General features: G+C 62.1%; 17 protein-coding genes and 2 pseudogenes. 9 read left to right on the top strand and 10 right to left on the bottom strand.

Annotated elements, in window-relative coordinates; all coding sequences use genetic code 11:
- Positions 1-55: 55 nt before the first annotated feature.
- The 4 genes from FHX11_RS27835 to FHX11_RS27820 all read right to left on the bottom strand — a co-directional run bounded on the left by FHX11_RS27835 (position 56) and on the right by FHX11_RS27820 (position 7,450).
- Complete coding sequence (locus FHX11_RS27835; protein ID WP_184364043.1) at positions 56-1,699, bottom strand: Na+/H+ antiporter; 1,644 nt, start codon at positions 1,697-1,699, stop codon at positions 56-58.
- 194 nt (positions 1,700-1,893) lie between these two features.
- The gene (locus FHX11_RS27830; RefSeq protein ID WP_246781176.1) at positions 1,894-3,033 is read right to left on the bottom strand and encodes a patatin-like phospholipase family protein; all 1,140 of its coding nucleotides are present in this window, start codon (positions 3,031-3,033) and stop codon (positions 1,894-1,896) included.
- Positions 3,034-3,194: 161 nt separating this feature from the next.
- Positions 3,195-6,347 (bottom strand): efflux RND transporter permease subunit, encoded by a 3,153-nt coding sequence (locus FHX11_RS27825; protein WP_184364037.1) that lies wholly within the window; start codon positions 6,345-6,347, stop codon positions 3,195-3,197.
- A complete protein-coding gene (locus FHX11_RS27820) occupies positions 6,347-7,450 on the bottom strand; it encodes an efflux RND transporter periplasmic adaptor subunit (protein WP_184364034.1) in 1,104 nt (367 codons plus the stop codon). The genes FHX11_RS27825 and FHX11_RS27820 overlap by 1 nt, the downstream gene beginning before the upstream one ends.
- Before the next feature lie 158 nt (positions 7,451-7,608).
- Between FHX11_RS27820 and FHX11_RS27815 the strand changes: the two genes are divergently transcribed.
- The 6 genes and pseudogenes from FHX11_RS27815 to FHX11_RS27790 all read left to right on the top strand — a co-directional run.
- Entirely contained in the window at positions 7,609-8,295 is a 687-nt protein-coding gene (locus tag FHX11_RS27815; RefSeq protein ID WP_184364031.1) for a response regulator, read from the top strand.
- A gap of 2 nt (positions 8,296-8,297) precedes the next feature.
- Positions 8,298-9,587, top strand: a complete 1,290-nt coding sequence (locus FHX11_RS27810; RefSeq protein WP_184364028.1) for a HAMP domain-containing sensor histidine kinase — start codon at positions 8,298-8,300, stop codon at positions 9,585-9,587.
- Between the two features lie 155 nt (positions 9,588-9,742).
- Positions 9,743-10,588, top strand: a complete 846-nt coding sequence (locus tag FHX11_RS27805; RefSeq protein WP_184364024.1) for a DUF3313 domain-containing protein — start codon at positions 9,743-9,745, stop codon at positions 10,586-10,588.
- A 61-nt stretch (positions 10,589-10,649) separates the two neighbouring features.
- Complete coding sequence (locus FHX11_RS27800) at positions 10,650-11,009, top strand: hypothetical protein (RefSeq protein WP_184364021.1); 360 nt, start codon at positions 10,650-10,652, stop codon at positions 11,007-11,009.
- A gap of 54 nt (positions 11,010-11,063) precedes the next feature.
- Positions 11,064-11,909, top strand: coding sequence for a branched-chain amino acid ABC transporter permease (locus FHX11_RS27795; RefSeq protein WP_210292622.1), 846 nt, complete (start codon positions 11,064-11,066; stop codon positions 11,907-11,909).
- A gap of 480 nt (positions 11,910-12,389) precedes the next feature.
- Positions 12,390-12,485 (top strand): annotated as a pseudogene (locus tag FHX11_RS27790) (BA14K family protein); the annotation flags it as partial.
- A 36-nt stretch (positions 12,486-12,521) separates the two neighbouring features.
- Here the strand turns inward: FHX11_RS27790 and FHX11_RS27785 are convergent.
- The 3 genes from FHX11_RS27785 to FHX11_RS27775 are packed head-to-tail and all read right to left on the bottom strand — an operon-like array spanning position 12,522 to position 14,172.
- Positions 12,522-13,229: a DUF2807 domain-containing protein gene (locus FHX11_RS27785; protein ID WP_184364018.1), complete on the bottom strand. Its 708-nt coding sequence runs from the start codon at positions 13,227-13,229 to the stop codon at positions 12,522-12,524.
- A 35-nt stretch (positions 13,230-13,264) separates the two neighbouring features.
- Positions 13,265-13,837 (bottom strand): DUF1700 domain-containing protein, encoded by a 573-nt coding sequence (locus FHX11_RS27780; protein ID WP_184364249.1) that lies wholly within the window; start codon positions 13,835-13,837, stop codon positions 13,265-13,267.
- Positions 13,838-13,845: 8 nt separating this feature from the next.
- Positions 13,846-14,172 carry a PadR family transcriptional regulator gene (locus tag FHX11_RS27775; RefSeq protein WP_007688766.1) on the bottom strand — a complete coding sequence of 109 codons (327 nt, stop codon included), beginning with the start codon at positions 14,170-14,172 and terminating at the stop codon, positions 13,846-13,848.
- A 113-nt stretch (positions 14,173-14,285) separates the two neighbouring features.
- Here FHX11_RS27775 and FHX11_RS27770 point away from each other — a divergent pair, with 113 nt between their 5' ends.
- From FHX11_RS27770 to FHX11_RS27760, 3 genes are all read left to right on the top strand, one after another.
- On the top strand, positions 14,286-15,251 hold the full coding sequence (locus FHX11_RS27770) for a dienelactone hydrolase (protein WP_184364015.1): 966 nt from the start codon (positions 14,286-14,288) through the stop codon (positions 15,249-15,251).
- Positions 15,252-15,394: 143 nt separating this feature from the next.
- Positions 15,395-16,423, top strand: coding sequence for a LacI family DNA-binding transcriptional regulator (locus FHX11_RS27765; RefSeq protein WP_184364011.1), 1,029 nt, complete (start codon positions 15,395-15,397; stop codon positions 16,421-16,423).
- 184 nt (positions 16,424-16,607) lie between these two features.
- Entirely contained in the window at positions 16,608-17,396 is a 789-nt protein-coding gene (locus tag FHX11_RS27760) for a TIM barrel protein (RefSeq protein ID WP_246781175.1), read from the top strand.
- Positions 17,397-17,506: 110 nt separating this feature from the next.
- Here FHX11_RS27760 and FHX11_RS27755 read toward each other — a convergent pair whose 3' ends face one another.
- The 3 genes and pseudogenes from FHX11_RS27755 to FHX11_RS27745 form a co-directional block, all read right to left on the bottom strand.
- A complete protein-coding gene (locus FHX11_RS27755) occupies positions 17,507-18,274 on the bottom strand; it encodes a hypothetical protein (RefSeq protein ID WP_348649746.1) in 768 nt (255 codons plus the stop codon).
- 74 nt (positions 18,275-18,348) lie between these two features.
- The gene (locus tag FHX11_RS27750) at positions 18,349-18,813 is read right to left on the bottom strand and encodes a hypothetical protein (protein ID WP_348649747.1); all 465 of its coding nucleotides are present in this window, start codon (positions 18,811-18,813) and stop codon (positions 18,349-18,351) included.
- Between the two features lie 114 nt (positions 18,814-18,927).
- Positions 18,928-19,022: pseudogene (locus tag FHX11_RS27745) on the bottom strand (bifunctional methylenetetrahydrofolate dehydrogenase/methenyltetrahydrofolate cyclohydrolase); the annotation flags it as partial.

Below are 19,022 nucleotides of genomic sequence, written 5' to 3'. Positions count from 1 at the left end.
GGCAAGTCATCGGCATACCGACGAGCGGCGGCCATAAACGCCGAGCCGGAACCAACTATGTGCCGGATACCAAACGGGCTTCAAGCAGATCTATTTCGCGAACCAGGGTGGTCACGATCGCTTCCGGAAGTTTTCGCGCGCGTGCCATCTCGAAAATGGCGTTTCGCTCGGCACGTAGCCCCGATAGCCGGAGTGCGCGCTCGATCTCCTCCACCTTCTGCACCTGTTCGGCCTCGTCGCCGGTCTTCGACCGTCCGTCGATGCGTTCGCGGTAGAACTCCATGAGCCTGGCTCCGACTTCGGAATAGAAATCGGCATCGTTCCGCCCCGCGCCCATTCGGTTCTGCGTCGCCTGGATCGCCTTGATGGCGGCTTCCGCCGCCGCGATCCGGGCCTCGTCCTCCTGCTGCCGATGGGTCGGCTCGGGTGGCAGATCGAGATCCTTGAGCAGGAAGGGAAGAAAGACGCTCGCCAGAACCAGGGAGGAGACGATGACGCCGGCGGCCAGGAAGATCGCGAGTTCGCGCGCCGGAAAAGCGCTGCCGTCATCCAGCACCAAAGGCAGCGTCAGAATACCTGCCAGGGTGATCGCGCCGCGCACGCCGGCAAACGAGGTGGCGACCACGAGCCGCCAGCTCGGGGTCCTGATGGTCTCCCCTCTCCTTGCAGCGCGGAAAAGCGTGAACCGGAGGGAAATCCAGACCCAGGTCAACCGCATGATCACAAGCGCTGCGGTAATCGCCGCGACGTAGAAGACCAGCCAGATCGGATCGCCATGGCCGGTTTCGCCCACGACTTTCGCCGCGCTGGAGGCGATATCGGGAAACTGCTGTCCGAGAAGCACGAAGACGATGCCGTTCATGGCGAACTGAACCGTGTCCCAGACGGATTGCGTGCGAACCCGCGTCACCGCAAGCGCCCTGCCGCGCCGCTCGACATAGCTCATGGTGATCCCCGCGGCGACGGCGGCCAGAATTCCCGAACAATGAAAATGCTCCGCCGCCAGATAGGCGCAGAACGGGATCAGCAGGCTGATCAGAATATGGGAGCCGGTGTCCTCGCCGAGTTTTCGGGAAACCAGATCGCGGGCACGGGTGACGGCCCATGTCAGCCCTATGCCGATGGCGATCCCGCCCAGCGCCAGCCATAGGAATGTCGCAACCGCCTCGCCGACAGAGAAGGCGCCCGTCACCGCCGCGGCCACGGCGAAACGCATGCAGACGAGGCCCGATGCGTCGTTAAGCAGCGACTCGCCCTCGAGGATGTGCATCAACCGCTTCGGGATCGGGACGCGGGCCGATATCGCCGAAACGGCGATCGGATCGGTCGGCGACAGGATCGCCGCCAGCGCGAAGGCGACCGGCAGCGGCATGGATGGGATCATCCAGTGAATGAAGACGCCGACGCCGAGAACGGTGAAAAGCACAAGGCCGAGCGCCAGTTCGAGAATGACGCCCTTGTCGTGCAGCAACCCCTCCTTGGGGATTCGCCAGCCATCCAGAAACAGCAGGGGCGGCAGAAAGAGCAGGAAGAAGATGGAGGGATCAAGCTCGACCGCCCGGCCGGTCACGACCGCGACCAGCATCCCCAGTCCGATCTGGATGAGCGGCAAAGGCACGGCGATCGGTAGAAATCGGGTCACCGTCCCGCTGACCACCACCATCGCCAACAGCGCCAGCGCGATCGTTATTCCTTGCATGTCATATCCTCGTCGTCAGCCGCGGACGCGTTTTCCGGTTCAGGGACTATTCGATCAGAATGCCGTGTAAAATCAAATTTCGGCGCATAGTTGAAAAATATTCGTCGAAAATTGGTCATGGCAATCTCCGTCGTGCCATCCGGAAACCCCTGCCCGCGAACGGCAGGCTTCCCTGGCGCCAGGCATGACGACCGTCAGCGAAAAACAGGTTTGTCCTTCCACAAGGTCCCGGCAACGAATTCGGCATAGCCGAGATTATAGACGGCCCGCATGTAATTGGTGTTGAAGGGATCGAACATCGAATAGGGAACCTGGGCATCGATCGAGGCGACATGGAAATGGGCGCCCGTCAGCCTGGAGTAGTTGTAGAGTGCCGTCAGCGCGCTCTGTGTCTGCGATTTGATGAAGATGGAATAGGCCCTTACGATCACCGGAAGCGTCTTGTCAGGCGTGGTGGCGAACTCCGGCATGAGCGCGTTGTTGACGATGACGTAGAAATTGACGCTCTGCCCCTTGGTGAGCAGGGGACGATTGGAACTCGTCAGCAAAGCCTGCGGCATCATCAGGACCTGCGAGGCCGATCCTCCGTCCGAGTGCATCTCCTCGAAATGGCGTCCTCCCGACTCGGCCTTGATCATGACCGCGGGATAAACGCCCGGGATGCTTGCGGACGCCGTCAGAATGTCCTGAAACAGTTTGAGGGCATCCGGGCGGCCGCTATCGGCAATGGCGCCCATGTTCCACACGACCGCGCGCTGGGTGTCGAGATTGGTCGTCAGGATGAAGAGGCGGCGACCCTTGCGATGTTCGGCGGCAATCTGCTCCAGGAGCGCCGGTGTAATGTAACGCTCGATCATCTGTCTCAATGGCCCGGCTCTCAGCAGGCTCGACCCGAACAGTCCGACAATGCCTTTGGTCCGGACCAATTCCTGGGCGATGCCGCTGGTATAGAGATTGACGAGGGTGTCGTCATGCGCCGATCCCAGGAATGCATAAGGGGCGATCAACGCGCCCGTACTGACACCGGTCACGACATCGAACTGCGGGCGCGTCCCCTTGGCGCTCCATGCCGAGAGTACCCCGACACTGAAGGCGCCGCCCGCGCCGCCGCCGGAGATCATCAGGGCATCGAGCCCGCCTCGCTTCGTCGCCGGTGCCCAGTTGCGGGCATCGCGCGGCGCCTCGTCGAGCCGGGCATCGAGATAGGTCCGGATTTCACCATACCCCGCAATCGAAGCTTTGTCCGCCTCGCTCGCATCCAGAGCCCTGTCCAGCGTCTGCATGCATCCGGACAGGATGAGCACGAAGGGGAGCAGGGCGACCAGCACTCGCATCAGTCGCTCTTTTTGAACCCCGATTGACCGGAGACCCGGCATGAGGCGGCTCCTCGCCGGACGGCAGGACGCGCAGGCGGCATGATGCCGCCTGCGGGGGTATACGTCCCGCGGTCTCGTTCTGGGGGAGAAACGCGACCGAAGAGGGTGCCGGGAAAGGATCATCGGCGGCCGTGCGCCTGCTTCTGATCGGGCTTGAAAGCGATCGCCTCATGATCGTTGGACGCGTGCTGCATCTCGTCGCCGGTGTTTGCCTGGCTCAGCCCGATCCGGCGCAGAAGCCTCTTTAAAACCGCTTCCAGATCGTCGACGAAGGTGAAGATGACCGGGATGACGATGAGGCTGAGCAGCGTCGACATCATCACCCCGCCGATGACGACGATCGCCATCGGCTGACGGAAGCTCGAGTCGCCGCCGGTGAGGCTGAGCGCGGCCGGCAGCATGCCCGACGCCATGGCAATGGTGGTCATGACGATCGGCCGCGCGCGCTTGTGGCAGGCATCGATGAGCGCATCGAACCTGGCCATGCCCTGCTGGCGCGACATGATCGCATATTCGATGAGCAGGATGGAGTTCTTCGTCACCACGCCCATGAGCATGAGCAGCCCGATGACGGCCGCCATCGAGAAGCTGGTGCCGGTCAACACGAGCGGAACCAGTGCGCCGCCGAGCGAAAGCGGCAGGGCCATCAGCAAGGTGAGCGGCTGCAGGAAATCATGGAAGAGCAGGACGAGGACGGCATAGATGCAGAACACGCCGATCGTCATCGCAAGGGCGAAGCTCTGGAACAGTTCCGAGCTGCGCTGAAGTTCGCCCTGTTCCACAAGAGTGACGCCGGGCGGCAGATGCCGGAGCGCCGGCAGCGCCTGAGCCTCGCGATTGACGTCGCCCAGAATGCGGCTATTGAGTTCGACGGAGACCGTGACATTGCGCATCCGGTCGATACGGTCGATCTCCGAAGGGCTGCCGCCGATGCGGATATCGGCAATCGATCCGAGATCGACACTACCATTGGTGCCGGCCACCCGCATGTTCCTGATATCATCGAGATTGGTGCGCGTCTCGGGGGAGAAGCGGACCACGATCGGAATCTGGCGCTGCGGCAACGTGAGTTTCGGCAGATCGGAGGAATATTCGCCATCCGTTGCCACGCGGACGGCGCTGGCGATGGCATTCGACGTTATGCCGAGCGCGGCGGCACGCGCAAAATCGGGCGCAATCTGGATTTCTGGCGCCTGCCTCGCCGCCGTCGATGTCACCGCCCCGATGCCTCGCAGCGTGCGGAGCTGCTCCTCAAGCGCCGAGCTTGCGCTGTCGAGCGCATTCGGATCGTCGCTCGCCAGCGTGATTTCGAGCTTGGTGCCGTTACCGCCGCCACCAACCTCCACGCGCACGCCGGGGAGAGCCGAGAGCGCTTGCCGGATATCGTTTTCGATTTGCGATTGCTTGCGATCGCGCTCGCCGATGGGCGTTAGCACGGCAACGATGGTGGCGGAGCCGACATTGCTTGTCGTGGAGACGTCCGGACCGCCGCCGGAAGATGCGGAACCGACCGAGGAAAAGACATGCGTGACGTCGCGAAGCTTGCCGACGATATCAGCGGCTTTCCTGGTCGTCGCATCCGTCTGTTCGATGGTGGCGCCAGGCTGCATGGTGAGCGTGACCTGGGTACGCGCATCGTCGGAAGCGGGCAGAAAGCCCGACTTCAGGAAGGGAATGGTGGCCAGCGAAAGTGCCACGACAACGGCGGTTGCGGCAATCGTGGTCTTCCTGTGGCTGAGCGCCGCCTTGGCGACCGCCATATAGGCGCGCATGATGCGGCCATCCTTCTCCTCGGACGGATGAGCCTTCATGAAATAGGCCGCCATCATGGGCGTCAGCAGACGCGCCACCACAAGCGAGGCAAGGACGGCGACGGCGGCCGTGACGCCGAACTGGCGGAACAAAAGCCCCGGTATGCCGCTCATGAACGCCGTCGGCAGGAAGACGGCGACGAGGGTGAAAGTGGTCGCGATGACGGCAAGGCCGATCTCATTGGCCGCTTCCATCGCCGCATCGATCGGCCGCTTGCCCATCCGCAGGTGGCGGGCGATGTTCTCGATCTCGACGATGGCATCGTCCACGAGGATGCCGACCACCAGCGACAGTGCAAGCAGCGTGACGATGTTCAGGCTGAAGCCGGCCAGATACATGACGAGGAAGGTCGGTATGACCGACAAGGGCAGCGCCACGGCCGACAGGATCGTCGCGCGCCAATCGCGAAGGAAAAGCCAGACGACGACGATCGCCAGAATGGCGCCCTCGTACAGCATGTGCATCGAACCATGATAATTGTCGATGATCGGCCCGATCGTGCTGTAGGCCTCGTCGATCTGCACGTTGGAGTGCGCGGCAGCGAACCGCTTGATTGCCGTATCGACATCGGCGGCGACGCTGCTATCCGAAAAGCCGTTCGAACGCTTGATTTCGACTGCGACCACGGGCTTGCCGTCGAGATAGGCCATCGTGGAGCGATCCGCGAAGCTGTCTTTGACGGAGGCGACGTCGTCGAGACGAACCTGTTGGCCGTTCGCCAAGGGAATTCTAAGCCCTTTCAACGCCTCGACCGACGGGAGGTTGCCAAGGGTGCGCAGTGTCTGCCGCGTCCCTCCGATTTCGCCAAGACCGCCGGAGGTATCGGCCTGCACGGCCTTCAACTGTGACGAGACGGTCGCGGCGGTGACGCCGAAAGACGCCATCGTCGCAGGATCGAGATCGACGTGGACCTCACGGTCTATGCCGCCGATGCGGTTGACCTGCCCGACACCCGGCACCGACAGCAGCGCCTTGGTCAGGTCATTGTCGATGAACCAGGACAGCTCCGTCTCATTGAGGTTGGTCGAGCGGATGGCGTAAGTGACCAGCGCGGAATTCTGTACCGTGACCTTGGTGACGCTCGGAGACTCCATCTGCGAGGGAAGGTCGGCCTTGACGCTGTCGACGGCATTGCGGACCTCGTTCAGGGCTGCTTCGCTGTTTTTCTCCAGCTTGAAGGAAACCTTGATCGAGACGGTGCCGTCGGTGATCGTCGTGGTGATATGATCGAGATAGCTGAGAGACGCGAGGCTATCCTCGATGGTGCGGGCAACCTCGGTTTCGAGCTGCGTCGGCGCGGCACCGTCGAGCGTGGCGGAAATATTGATGGTCGGCAGATCCATATCGGGAAAGTTCTGGATGGCCAGCTGTTTGAAAGCCCAAAGGCCGCCAAAGCCGAGCATCAAGAACAGCAAGATCGCCGGGACAGGGTTGCGGATCGAGAAAGCGGAGAAATTCATCAGTTCGTCTCCGCGATCTTCACGAGATCATTGTCCGACAGGAAGGCTCCGCCCGACGTCACGACCTTCGCCGACGGGTCCATGCCGGAGACGATCTCGACCTCGCCATTGCTGCGGCGGCCGGTTTCCACCCGGACCCGTCGCACCCGGTTGTCCTCACCGGCGGTGAAGATGTAGCTGATGCCATCCCGGAACACGATCGCCGTCTCGGGGACGGTCAGCGCCGGTGTCGTCTGCAGCTCGATGCTGCCCGTGACATAAAGGCCAGTGCGCGGCCGAACGTCTGACGGAAGCGCGACATAGACGATCGCCCGGCTGGTATCGGTGCTGACCGAGGGGCCGACGAGCCTCACCTTGCCTTGAATCGACTGGCCATCGCCTCCATTGATCGCAACGCTCAAGCCTTCGGAAATGCGCGGCAGATAACGCGCCGAGACTTCGGCCTGCCATTCGACGCGCTGCTGGCGGACCATGCGGAACAGTTCGGTGCCGGTGGAGACGACAGCACCGAGGTCGGCGGAGCGCGAGGTTATCAGGCCATCGTCGGCGGCGATGATGGTCGTCTGCGCGAGCTTGATCTTTTCGCTGTCGAGTGCCGCTTCCTCGGATGCCAGGCTTGCCGTCGCCGTCTGCTCATCGGCGAAATATTCGGTAATCTTCTCGTCGGATAGAGCGCCGGATGAACGAAGCTGTCGCGCCCGATCCGCATTCGCCTTGGCCTTGGCCAGGCTTGCCTGTGCAGTGACGACGGCAGCCTCCTGTTTGCGAAGATCGGCAAGAGTGCTCTCTTGCGAAAGCCGTGCGAGCGTCTGCCCCTTCGCGACCACGGAGCCGACATCGACCAGCACTTCGGTGATGCGCAGGCCGCTGGTCTCGGAGGCGACGATGGCTTCCTGCCACGGCTTCAGCCAGCCGCTCGCGGGAACGGTCTCCGGCCATTCCCGCTGCGCCGGCGCCGTCAGGGAGACGGTAAGCGCGGGCGCGGCAGCCTGTTCGGCAAGGGCATAGCGGGTGGGGAGCAGAAGCGCTGCCGCAACGAATGCGACGGCGAATGTCATGGATGGCTTTCTCAACGATGCATTCCTTGCGAAGTTCACGGGCATCGGCGCGGCTATTGCTGCCTCGCGACAGATGCCGCCACGCAGATCAGTAGCGGGACGAACGTTAAGTGCGGTCAAGTTAGTGTTAAGCTGAGTAAAACTTGGTCGTGCATTCGCCTTTGTGTTGTATGCATGGCCAACAGGAATGACGGACGAAGTGAATGAACAAGGTTCTCCTCATCGACGACGACGTCGAGCTGACGACCCTTCTGCAGGAATATCTGGCTGAAGAAGGCTATGACGTCGCAACGGACACGGACGGCCGCGCGGCCATTGCCGCGGCGGCCGGCAATACGGTCGATATCATCGTGCTCGACATCATGATGCCGCGAATGAACGGGATCGAGGTCCTGCAGAGAATCCGGAAGCTCAGCCAGGTCCCCGTGTTGATGCTGACGGCCAGAGGCGATGATGTCGATAGGATCTCGGGCCTCAATCTCGGCGCCGACGACTACGTGCCGAAGCCATGCTCGCCGGGCGAACTTGCGGCCAGGCTGCGCGCGATCCTGCGCCGCGCCGGACAACCGGCCTCCGGCGCGACGACCGATACGCTGTGGGCTGGCCAGCTCGTCATTCATCCCGGCAGCAGGACCGCCGAATGGCGCGGCGAGCCCCTGGATCTGACCGGCACCGAATTCAGCCTGCTCGAAGTCCTCGCCCGCAGCGCCGGCCAGCTGGTATCGAAGCAGGACATTTCCAAACGCGCCTTCGGAAAGCCGCTCACGCCGTTCGATCGCCGCATCGATGTCCACATCAGCAGCGTTCGCCAGAAGCTCGGGCTCAGGGAGGACGGGCAATCCTGGATTCAGTCCGTCCGCGGCCAGGGCTACCAACTTCTGGTGGATTGACCATGCCCCGGCTTTTCTGGAAATTCTTCACGATCATCTGGCTGACGCTCGCGGTGACCGTCGCGGTCATCATCATCATCGTCAAGCTCTTCCAGGCGGTTCCCTTCGCAAAAGAATTGGCCGAGGAGCGGCGGGGGCTTGTTCTCGACCTGACTGCGAATGTCCTGGTTCAGGATGGCGAAGACGCCGCCGCGCATCTCGTGCGCGCAAGCGAAGAGACACTGCCGCTCGGCCTCAGCATTTCGAAAGCCGCGAACATCGACGCCTGTGCGACGGGAAATACGAAGGATACGAGATCCGTCGCAAGAGATGGGGCCTGCTATCGCATCTCCCTGTCGACCCCGATCGGCTTCACCTTCGAGAATCTCGCGCCATTGATGCCGTGGCTCGCCATCCTGATCTCCAGCACGCTGTCGGCGGGGGCGCTTGCCCGCTACCTCATTCGTCCTGTCGTGCATCTGCGCGATGGCTTGAGCGCGCTCGCCCATGGCCGCTTCGATTTCCGTATTGGCGACAAGATGGCCGGCCGAAAGGATGAAGTCACCGCGCTCGCGCATGATTTCGATTCCAGTGCCGCGCGGCTTCAGGAGCTCCAGGACGCGCAGCAGCGCCTGTTCCATGACGTATCCCATGAGCTGCGCTCGCCCTTGTCGCGCCTGCAGGCCGCAGTCGGCGTGCTTCGGCAGAACCCGGCAAAACTCGATGTCATGCTGGATCGCATGGACCGCGAGGTCGAGCGACTTGACGTGCTGGTGGGAGAAATCCTGACTCTTGCCCGGCTGACCGCCGGCGCCAGCCTGCCGTTGAAAACCCAATCCCTCGATGTCATCGAATTGCTGAACGAGATCCTCGGCGACGCGGCTTTCGAAGCCCAGGCGCGGGACGTCTCGATCACGGCTGGCGTCGACGGCACGTTCCTCGCCGAGGTCGAGGGCGAACTGATCTATCGGGCACTCGAAAACGTCGTTCGCAATGCCGTCAAATACACCGCCGCGCATTCGAGCGTATCGATGTCTTGCGAAACGACCGCCGATCGTCTCAATATCCGCGTCACCGACCAGGGGCCGGGCGTCGAACGCGATGAGCTCGAACGCATTTTTCAGCCATTCTCCCGCGGCAAGGATGCTGAATCGAAAGGCGGATATGGCCTGGGTCTCGCAATCACGAGACAGGCGATCGAGCGCCATGGCGGACGGGCTTATGCATCGCTGCCGACGGGCGGGGGCCTCGCCATCATTCTCGAAATCCCCCGAAAACCGACGACTTTCGCGCCACTGGGCGATCGCGTCTGATCTACCTCAATATTCCGCGTGGTGTGAATGCCGCTTTTGTTGAAATGATCTCGGATAATTCCGGAGACTTTTACCCAACTTTACACTGCCTTTACGGCCATTAACGCTGGCATCGCTAAAGCTGAACCATGATCCCGGTTCAGAAGATTTGCCACATGACCTTTAGCTTCCGGCTGCCCGAAATGCGTTCGCGGGCCACACTCTGCGTCATCCTGCTTACCCCGCTCTCCTCTTGCGCAAATATCCCCCTGCATCAGGGCACGTCGCTTGGCTCCTATGCCGACATGACCGCATCCGGCGGGTCGTTGACCAAGGCGAAATTGCGGGTGGAGCCGGCGCCGGTGCTTGCCGCGCGCACCGTGCACATCACGCCGACATCGGTCAGGATCGGCAACAACGGCGCCTTCGATCCCAGGAACCTGGCGCTCGTCACCAATGCCATCGACCGGGCGCTCTGCACCGGCCTCAGCGACCGTTTCGAGGTCGTGGCGGCCGGGCAGCCGGCGGATCTGACCGTTCACGCCACGATTACCGACATCGTCGCGACGAACCGGACGGCGGCGGCGACCTCCGCCGTGGCAGCGCTCGGCACCTCCGTGGCGCTCGCCGTTCCAATTCCGAGGCTCCCGATCGGTCTCGGCGGCCTCTCCGTCGAAGCGGAAGCCATCGGCGAGGACGGCTCTCAAAAGGCGGCCATGCTCTGGTCGCGTGGTGCCAACATGCTGACGACAAGAGCCCGCGTCTCCACGGTCGGCGATGCCTATTCCCTGTCCTCGGCTTTCGGCGGCGATTTCAGCCGCATGCTGGTCAAGGGCCGGGACCCGTTCAAGGGAACGCCGGCGATACCGTCGATGCAAAAGATCAAGGCGTCGCTTGGCGGCGGCCCGAAATACGACGCCTGCAAGGCATTCGGCTCGGCTCCCGGCATTACCGGCGCGGTCGCCGGCCAGTTGGGCCTGCCGCCGGGATGGAGCGACAAGGGCGCCGCGACCACCCAATAGCAACCGTAACGCGGCGGATGACACCCGGTCTCCCCGCATTTGATGAAGAAAGGATATCAATATGAAAATACACCCAACCTTCGCAGTGCTGGCTGCCGCCATTCTTGCCGCGAGCCCCGCCCTTGCCACGGAAGGGCAGGCCTATCTCGCGCCACAAAAGGCGGCAGCCATCCTTGCCGACGGAGATCCCTGGTCGGCCGATGCGCCTGATGGCAAGACCCTGAAGGTCACGCTCAACAAGGACGGCACCGGCAGCATACGCGGCCCCATGCCATTCGCTCTCTCCGTCAGCTGGGTGATCAAGGGCGATACCATGTGCCTCTCGGGCAAGATGGGCACCAAATGCCTTCGCTTCCGCGAGATCGCCGGCGGGCTTCAGGCTTGGGATGGCGACAAGCCGGATCTGAAGTTCAGCCGCTAGAGACTCCCGCGGAGGTACTGGCTGCCCTGGGCGCGGGCATGAGGGGGCGTTGCGATGGTGATGACAATTCTTGTCGTCGGCCTTGTACTGGGTGGAACCTTCGCGCTGATGGCGCTGGGCTTGACCATTCGGTATGGCGCCGCCTCGAGCGCGAATCTGGCCCTCGGTCAGCTGGTCATCGGCGGATCGTTCCTGACCTATCTGGCGATCACCGCCACCAGAATGACGCCGTCCGCCGCGTTTTCGCTCATGGTGCCGCTGGGATATGCGGCTTGCTATCTCATCTATCCGCTTCTCATCGGACCGCTGACAAAGCGGTCCGATGTACCGATCCGCCTGGAGGCCGATGCCATCCTGGTCTCCGTCGGCCTGATGTTCGCGCTCCAGAGCATCTACACGATAGGTGTCGCGGGCAATGAAGGGTCCGGAGTCCTGATCGCGATTTCCGGGATCGAGTGTCGCGCCTGCCCGGTCGCCGGCGTGATATTGGTGCTGTTGCTCGGCGGCGCGCTTTGCATCACCATCGGCAAGCGTCATCGGGGCATGACAATGCGGACGGTTGTCCGCGGATGCATGCGCCCGATCAGCCGCACCGGCAAGCGCTGGCAAGCGCGGACGACATTTGCCATCGGTGGCGGGCTCGCCGTCGTCGGCGGTATCGTCTGGTCCCTCTATCCACCGTTCACGCCGATGAACGGCACCCTTCTGGCGATGAAGGTGCTTGTCGTTCTCCTCATGGGCTGCATGGGCGATTTGGCTTGCGCGATTGCCGCGGGGCTGATCCTGGCATTGGTCGAGACAGGCGTATCCGCAGCCTTCGACCCCGGCCTGACGCTGACGACGACCTGCGCCAATTTTCTGCTCGTGCTGCTCTGGCGGCCGGTTGGCCTGCCCAGTTGAGCGCCGTCGCCGAAGATGACTTCGATGCGCTTTCGGCCCCTGCGGCGGGCGACCTAGCCGGCAACCGGATCCAGGTTCGAGATTTTACCCAGCTTTACCCAGTCTTTACCGCCATTAACGCCGGCCTTGCTAAGCCTTCATTCCAGGTCGCTGGATCCGGAGGTTCGCAAAAGTCTCTCCCAACGGATCGGGACGGCTCAAATCCGCAATCTCAATCCCGCTCCATGCAGAGCGGGACAACGTGAGGGCATCTCGATGAAAAGCGTCGTAACACTCGCCGCTGTATCACTTCTACTCCTCGGGCAGTCTGCCGCCATGGCACAGGTTCCACCAGCCGATCCACTGGTGCTGGCCCAGCCTGTTCCTCCCGGCCATCCTGGCCGATTCCCGCATTTACCACCCCCGTCTCCGGCCATTGAACCACCGCCGCCGGAATATTCCGTATACCACGATCGATATTACGCTCGCAGACACTATGATTGGTGCGCGCGCCGGTATCGATCCTATTCGGCCTATGACAATAGTTTCCAGCCTTATCGCGGACCGCGTCAGCAATGCTATTCGCCCTATGATTGAGCGTGGGGCGCGCCAAGCCTGCCGATGCAGGCGATGTCACGGCACCTGCACGATGCTGCCGCTTCCCCGGATTTGCGATCGCCGGACGACCGGACGCCCGAACAGCTCGACATTGCCGCTTCCGGAAATCGAGACGTCGGCGTCCGCCTTCGCGGTCACCTGCACGTCGCCACTGCCGTGAACATCTATCCGCGCCGATTGCGCGGCCAGCTCCTTCAGCCGCGCCGCGCCCGAGCCGGAAATCTCAAGGCCCACCGTATCGGCAGCACCGCTCGCGGCAACATTGCCGCTTCCCCGGATACTCAGCCGCAATTGCGGCTGATTGAGCTGCGACAGGGTAAGATCTCCACTGCCGATCAGCTTCCAGTCGGTTATCGCCGGCCCCGACAGGCTGACCTCGAGCCGGGAGCTCGACCGGCCGGGATCGCAATCAAGGTCCAGCCTGCCGCCTTGCAGCCGTACATGGTCGACAAGATCGGGATCGCCGCTGACTATAGCCTCCGCCTTGTCTCCCGGCTGATAGCGGACCGAAGCCGGCAGATCGATCGCCAGACTGTCGCTCGCGGTGAAGGGCAGCGTAATCTCCTGCTTGCTGGACGCGGCCGGTGCACAGGTGGATGGCATCGCACCCCACAAATACCTTGCATCAGCCCAGTCCTGCCCGGAAAGGCCGATGCCGAGGGCCAGAAGAACGACTGCGCCGATCAGTCCCGTCGTCGCGACGAATGCCAGTTTTCCAGTCATTGTCCGGTTTCCTTGAAAGTGGCGTCAGGCAAGGCTCAGACGCGATCTTGGTCCAGTTGCGCCAGGCGGAAGTGCAGCCGAGCATAGTGTCCGAGCATGCGTATGCCCGCACCCAGCCCCATCAACAGCAAAGCGCCGCCGCCCATAAGGCAGCTCACCAGCCCGGCGCCGATGAGCAGCCGCGCGATTGTTCCGATCATCGGTCCGCCAAAGTGGAACAGCAATGTGGTGAAGATGATCTTCACGCCGACCGCGCCGATGGCCGCCAGCGCGATCGCAAGACCAAGCGTGATGAAGATCGTCACGAGAAGCAGCGGCAGCAGGAAAAGAATGTCGACGATCGCGAGGCCGGCCAGCGCCATGGCGGCGGCCAGCATGTTCGACACGCTCCAATGAGCCTCGAAACGGCGCAGCCCGGCCTCGGCTCGCAGTTCCCTGGCAATTCTGGCCGGATCGCCCAACGCGGCCGCCACCTCCGCCTCGCTGCGGCCCGAGGCATCGGATTCGACGAAATGGGCCTCATAGTCGGCGACAATATCTTCGATCTCTTGAGGCGGCAGGCCGGCAAGCCCCAGTCTCAGCGTGCGCAAGAATGCGTCCCTGGTCATCGCAGCGGTCATGGCAAATCCTCAAGAAGTTTATCGACGGCGCCCGCAAAGGAGCGCCAGTCGCGGCGATGCGCTTCGAAAATTGTCCGGCCCAGCGGCGTCAGCCGGTAATATTTGCGCGGTGGCCCGTTGCTCGATTCAACGATGCGGGTTGCCACCAGGCCATCATTCTGCATCCGGCGCATCAGGGGATAGATCGTGCCTTCCCCCATGCCGACGGCGGCGACCAGCGTGCTGGCGATCTCGTAACCATAGCTTTCGCCCCGCGACAGCACGGCCAGGACGCAGAGATCAAGGGCGCCCTTTCGCAATTGAACTTGGATCGAGTCGGTCATGAATGCCTCTGTTTACAAATTGAATATAACAAGCTATCTGTTTATGCAAGATAGCAAGCATATCTTTCAGCCGACGCCAGCAGCGAACGCACCTCACCAATGGAGCCGTTGTCATGAAACGCCTGCGCCCAACCCTTGCCGCCCTTCTGTGCCTTACGGTTTCCGAAGCACAGGCCGCCGGTTTCCGACGCATGGAAGTCCCCGCCGACGGCCCGCTTCCACCCTTGAATGGAGCGCTCTGGTATCCCTGTAGCCAACCGACAAGCGATGTGAGCGTTGGTCCTTTCACCATGTCCGTTGCCAAGGATTGTCCGATCACCGGTGCCGGACTGCCGCTTGTCGTCATCTCCCATGGCAGGGGCGGCGCACTTTTCAGCCACCGCGATACGGCCGAGACCCTGGCGGATGCGGGCTTCATGGTGGTGGCCATCAATCACCCGGGCGACAACGCACTCGACAAAAGCCTGACCAACGACGTCTCGATCTTCATCTCGCGGCCCACGGATATCAAGCGAACGATCGATTACATGCTCGGACCCTGGCCCGACGCGGCAAAGATCGATGCCGGGCGCATCGGCATCTTCGGATTTTCGCGCGGCGGCTACACCGGACTTGTCGACATCGGCGCCAATCCGCACTTTGGCCGCCGTCTCAGACTATGCGAGGGCAAGGACACACCAATCTGCGATCAGATCCACAAAGGAGAGCTTCCGGAGCTGACGCACGATGCCCGCATCAAGGCCGCCGTGATCGCCGACCCGCTCACCGTCTTCTTTACCGAGGTGAGCTTCAAATCCGTGACGGTGCCTGTCCAGCTCTGGGGCTCGGAACGCGGCGGCGACGGCGTGACGCCGCAAAGCGTCGTCGACATCGCCAGCGCGCTGCCGACCAAGCCCGAATTTCATGTGGTACCGAATTCGCAGCATTTCTCGTTCTTGACCCCCTGCCCGGACGAGCTGGCCAAGGCCGCTCCTGAAATCTGCACGGACCCACCGGGCTTCGACCGCGCCGCGTTCCACAAGGAGCTCAATGCCTCCATACTGGCCTTCTTCCGCAAACATCTGGTGGGAACGCAATAGGAGCATGATCGCAACGGCGATTGTGCCGGTCCTTGACCCATGCCGTGGTAGCAGCCTCGATCCTGGTGATTATTGATGCAGAATTGTTCGCCTTGCGGTAATCGCTATGCGAAACCGTCAGTGAAAACCTCCATCAGGGCAGTATGAAGCGCACGAGAATAGAAGATATCGCCCGCGAGGCTGGCGTCAGCAAGGCGACGGTCGACCGCGTGATCCACAATCGCGGCCTGGTGCGGGAGGAGACGGCCCGCAAGGTTGCGGAGGCGGCCCATCGCATCGCCTATTACGCCAGCGGCCTTATCGATCAGCAATTGGCGATCAAGCTCCCGAAAATCCGCTTCGGTTTTCTCCTCATCAAGGAAAAGCAGGAATTCTATCAGGCCTTCAGCCGCGAGCTGGAAGCCGCGGTCGCGGTCCGCCAGGATTTTCGCGGACATGCCGTCATCCGGTTCTCGCCATCCCAGTCACCAACGGATTTCGCCGCGATCATGCGCGAGCTCGGCGAACAGGTGGACGTGATCGCCTGCACCGCCGTCAATCATCACACGGTCAACGAAGCGACGCTCGCCTTGCGGCGGAAAGGCGTGCCGGTCTTCGCCCTGCTCAACGATTTCGCGCAGAGCGTGCGCCAGCATTATATCGGCCTGGACAATTTGAAGGCGGGTCGCCTGGCCGCATGGATGATTGCCACAGGCGCCCGCCAGCCGGGAAAGGTCGCGCTTTTTCTCGGCAGCAACCGCTGGCAGGGTCATGAGCTGAAGGAAACCGGCTTCCGCTCGCATCTGCGTCAGGCCAATACCGGGCTTGAGCTCCTGGACCCGATCATCAATCTGGAAACCAGAAAGCTCACCCAGGAGACCCTGCTGGCGCTTCTCGAGCGCCATGCCGATCTGAGGGGTGTTTACGTCGCCGGCGGCGGCATGGAAGGCGCGATCGCAGCGTTGCGGGAGACACGGGCGCCGGGCGAAGTGATGCTTGTGGTCAACGAGCTGACGTCGGTCAGCCGCGCCGCGCTGTCGGACGGCTATGTGACGATGGTGATCGGAACGCCGCTTGCCGAACTCTGCCGCGAGACCGTCAATCTCATGGCGCATGCCGCCCGCAAGGAACATGCCCAGATAGCCGGACAGCATTTTCTCGAACCGCAGCTCTTCCTGCCGCCATCCGCTTAAGGAAATGAGGTAAAACACCTCAGACCGCGAACCACAATCACCTCAGGCCTGCGCTATTCGACCTGCAGATCGATTGCCCGCGGAAGGCCCTTTTGGCATTGGATATTGCAAGACCATGGCGCGCTCGGCCGATACGCTGAGACGAATATTTTCGGAGGAAACAATGTTCTGGGCACTCAATCAAATGACAACGCCAAATCTCGGCTATGACGCCTTTCTCGATTTGGCGAAGGCGCTCGGCTGCCGCGGCGTCGAGGTGCGCAACGATCTGCCGCGCCCGCTGTTTGACGGCATTTCGCCCAGGGAAGCCGGCAAGAAGGCAAGCGATCGCGGCCTGCGCCTGGTCGGCCTGTCTCAGGTCTACCCGTTCAATGTCTGGTCCGACGGGATCAAGCACAAGGTTCAGGAGCTGATTGCCATCGCCAAGGAGGCGGGCGCGGAAACCATCAGCCTGATCCCGCGCAACGAGGGGATCGGCACGGAAGAAAAAGAGCGCAAGGACAACCTCAACCGCTCTCTGGCGGCGATCTTGCCTCTGCTCGAGGATGCGGATCTGGTGGCGCTCGTCGAGCCCCTGGGCTTCCAGCGTTCCTCGCTGCGCTACAAGAGCGAACTCGTCGAAGCAATCGACGCGCTCGGCGCGGCCCATCGCTACAAGCTCGTGCATGACACCTTCCATCATGCCCTGGCGGATGGCGGACCGCTCTTCCCCGACTACACCGGCATCGTCCACATATCCGCCGTCGTCGATCCGGCCCTGCGGCTCGACCAGATGGAGGACGAGCATCGCGTACTCGTCGACGGCGAGGACCGGCTGGACAATATCGGGCAGATCAAGGCGCTGCTGGCGGCGGGCTATGCCGGGCCGATCTCCTACGAATGCTTCTCGCCGCAGGTGCACGCACTCGGCAATCCGCTGCTGGCGATCAGGTCTTCATTCGATCTGATCGAAGCCGGCGTGAAGGCTGGCTGAGAAGGATAGATCGGCATTGCGGATGCCGACGGAGACCGCGGAGGCAAATATGCCCGCCTCCGGGCTTCGCGGTATCCGCAGATTCCGGCTCTGTTCCGGAGCCCTTCGGCCTATCCGCCGGGAACCGGTTTCGTTCCGGTGATGACCATGAAGAGCACGAAAGCCGCGGTCTCGACCGCATCTCTCACAGCCGTCAACGGTCGCAACAGAGTATTGAGCCGGCGGTTCCGTTCCAGCGTCGGCGCATCGGCAGCGGCGACCAATATTTCAGGCTGCGTGAGCGCCAGCAGATCTAGTCCAGTGTAAGCCTCGCGGCTGTTTGCCGGGTACTGCCGTCCAGACACTTCGGCGCTCCAGATCATGTAAAGCGGCGGATCGAAATCGCCGACGACATTTCCGTTGGAAGGCGCGAAACCAAGCTCCGCCAGATCGGCCCTGAGATCATCGGGCAAAATCCCCTTTTTCGTTTCGCTCAGCCGGGAATCATAGCCGCCGAGCATGATGCTGACCTTGGTTGCGGCCGTGCCCGTCGACTGTACCCTTATCGTGTCGAGATAGGTCCTCACGCCACCGAGCGAATTCAATCGTTCGTATCGCGGCGATGACAGCACGTTCAATTGATTTGCAGGCAATGCGAAATCGAAATCGTGGAGGTCTGTTCGCAGGAACAGACCTTCTCCGGAATTGCTTAGTCTGAGCTCAACAACGGTTTCTTTGGCCACCATGGGTGCATCGGGATAGGTCGGAACAAGAAAGGCAACGCCAATGACCATAGCCATCAGGATGAGAGCAAGTGTCAAAAGTCTCTTCGTCAAAGCTCTTTCTCTTCTCGATCCAACCGACTGATATCGCTCTTGGCCTGAAATTATCGTTGGCACATGCGCTTACCAACAGCAAGCATCGGCTTACACAGAGCGGGGGTACCGATAGTCCGATTGAGCAGGCTGCGACATCATTCGATCTGAAGTTCGAATGTCTTGGCCAGCGCCTGGTAATGTTGAGCGGATGCCGCGTTCTTTTCGGCGGCAAATTTGGTGCTCACCAGCCTGGCTGCCTCGGCTGCGGCCCGAAAGGCGTCGATCCTGACCTGTGGCTCAAGCTCCGCTTCGCCACCGATGTCACCCTTGTCGAACGGCCCGGCCCGATATCCATCGCCCAGATCGACAACACCGATTTGCGGTAGCCCACCCCGCATCCGGCCGAAAAAGGCGAAACCGGCATGATCGCCATCCCGGCGGCGTAACATGCCCATTCCCGAGGCCTTTCCGTCGGTGCAGGCCCCGGTCCAAAACGTCGGCCCGCTCGTCAGGGACGCCGGCGCGACGAAGCTGCAATGATTGGCAGGATCCTGGGACCAACGCCCATCTTCCGACCCGGCCGCGGCTGGCCCCTGCGAGCACAGAATCGCCGCCAGCACAGCCCAGCCGCGGATACCGAAACCTTGCCTCGCAGTCACGCCACATCCCCCGTCACAGACGTCCCTCGCATCGCCGGAACTCCAGACTGCACTACCCCAGGGAAGGCTGACCGTTTCCTTGGCCATCCGGCTCTTGGAGGCCACATAGGTATGGCTTGCCGGATCGTCGCCGACGATCACCACCGCCAGACCCGTCTTCACGCCGGCCT

The organism is Rhizobium sp. BK602 (genome assembly GCF_014195095.1).
In the GTDB taxonomy this organism is placed as follows: Bacteria; Pseudomonadota; Alphaproteobacteria; order Rhizobiales; family Rhizobiaceae; genus Rhizobium.
The sequence above is the reverse complement of the archived record's forward strand: the minus strand, read 5'-3'. Positions and strand labels throughout refer to the sequence as shown.

Coding starts and splice junctions, on each gene's coding strand:
- FHX11_RS27835 (WP_184364043.1), bottom strand. CDS start 1,699: ATGCAAGGAATAACGATCGCGCTGGCGCTGTTGGCGATGGTGGTGGTC.
- FHX11_RS27830 (WP_246781176.1), bottom strand. CDS start 3,033: ATGCGAGTGCTGGTCGCCCTGCTCCCCTTCGTGCTCATCCTGTCCGGA.
- FHX11_RS27825 (WP_184364037.1), bottom strand. CDS start 6,347: ATGAATTTCTCCGCTTTCTCGATCCGCAACCCTGTCCCGGCGATCTTG.
- FHX11_RS27820 (WP_184364034.1), bottom strand. CDS start 7,450: ATGCCCGTGAACTTCGCAAGGAATGCATCGTTGAGAAAGCCATCCATG.
- FHX11_RS27815 (WP_184364031.1), top strand. CDS start 7,609: ATGAACAAGGTTCTCCTCATCGACGACGACGTCGAGCTGACGACCCTT.
- FHX11_RS27810 (WP_184364028.1), top strand. CDS start 8,298: ATGCCCCGGCTTTTCTGGAAATTCTTCACGATCATCTGGCTGACGCTC.
- FHX11_RS27805 (WP_184364024.1), top strand. CDS start 9,743: ATGACCTTTAGCTTCCGGCTGCCCGAAATGCGTTCGCGGGCCACACTC.
- FHX11_RS27800 (WP_184364021.1), top strand. CDS start 10,650: ATGAAAATACACCCAACCTTCGCAGTGCTGGCTGCCGCCATTCTTGCC.
- FHX11_RS27795 (WP_210292622.1), top strand. CDS start 11,064: ATGGTGATGACAATTCTTGTCGTCGGCCTTGTACTGGGTGGAACCTTC.
- FHX11_RS27785 (WP_184364018.1), bottom strand. CDS start 13,229: ATGACTGGAAAACTGGCATTCGTCGCGACGACGGGACTGATCGGCGCA.
- FHX11_RS27780 (WP_184364249.1), bottom strand. CDS start 13,837: ATGACCAGGGACGCATTCTTGCGCACGCTGAGACTGGGGCTTGCCGGC.
- FHX11_RS27775 (WP_007688766.1), bottom strand. CDS start 14,172: ATGACCGACTCGATCCAAGTTCAATTGCGAAAGGGCGCCCTTGATCTC.
- FHX11_RS27770 (WP_184364015.1), top strand. CDS start 14,286: ATGAAACGCCTGCGCCCAACCCTTGCCGCCCTTCTGTGCCTTACGGTT.
- FHX11_RS27765 (WP_184364011.1), top strand. CDS start 15,395: ATGAAGCGCACGAGAATAGAAGATATCGCCCGCGAGGCTGGCGTCAGC.
- FHX11_RS27760 (WP_246781175.1), top strand. CDS start 16,608: ATGACAACGCCAAATCTCGGCTATGACGCCTTTCTCGATTTGGCGAAG.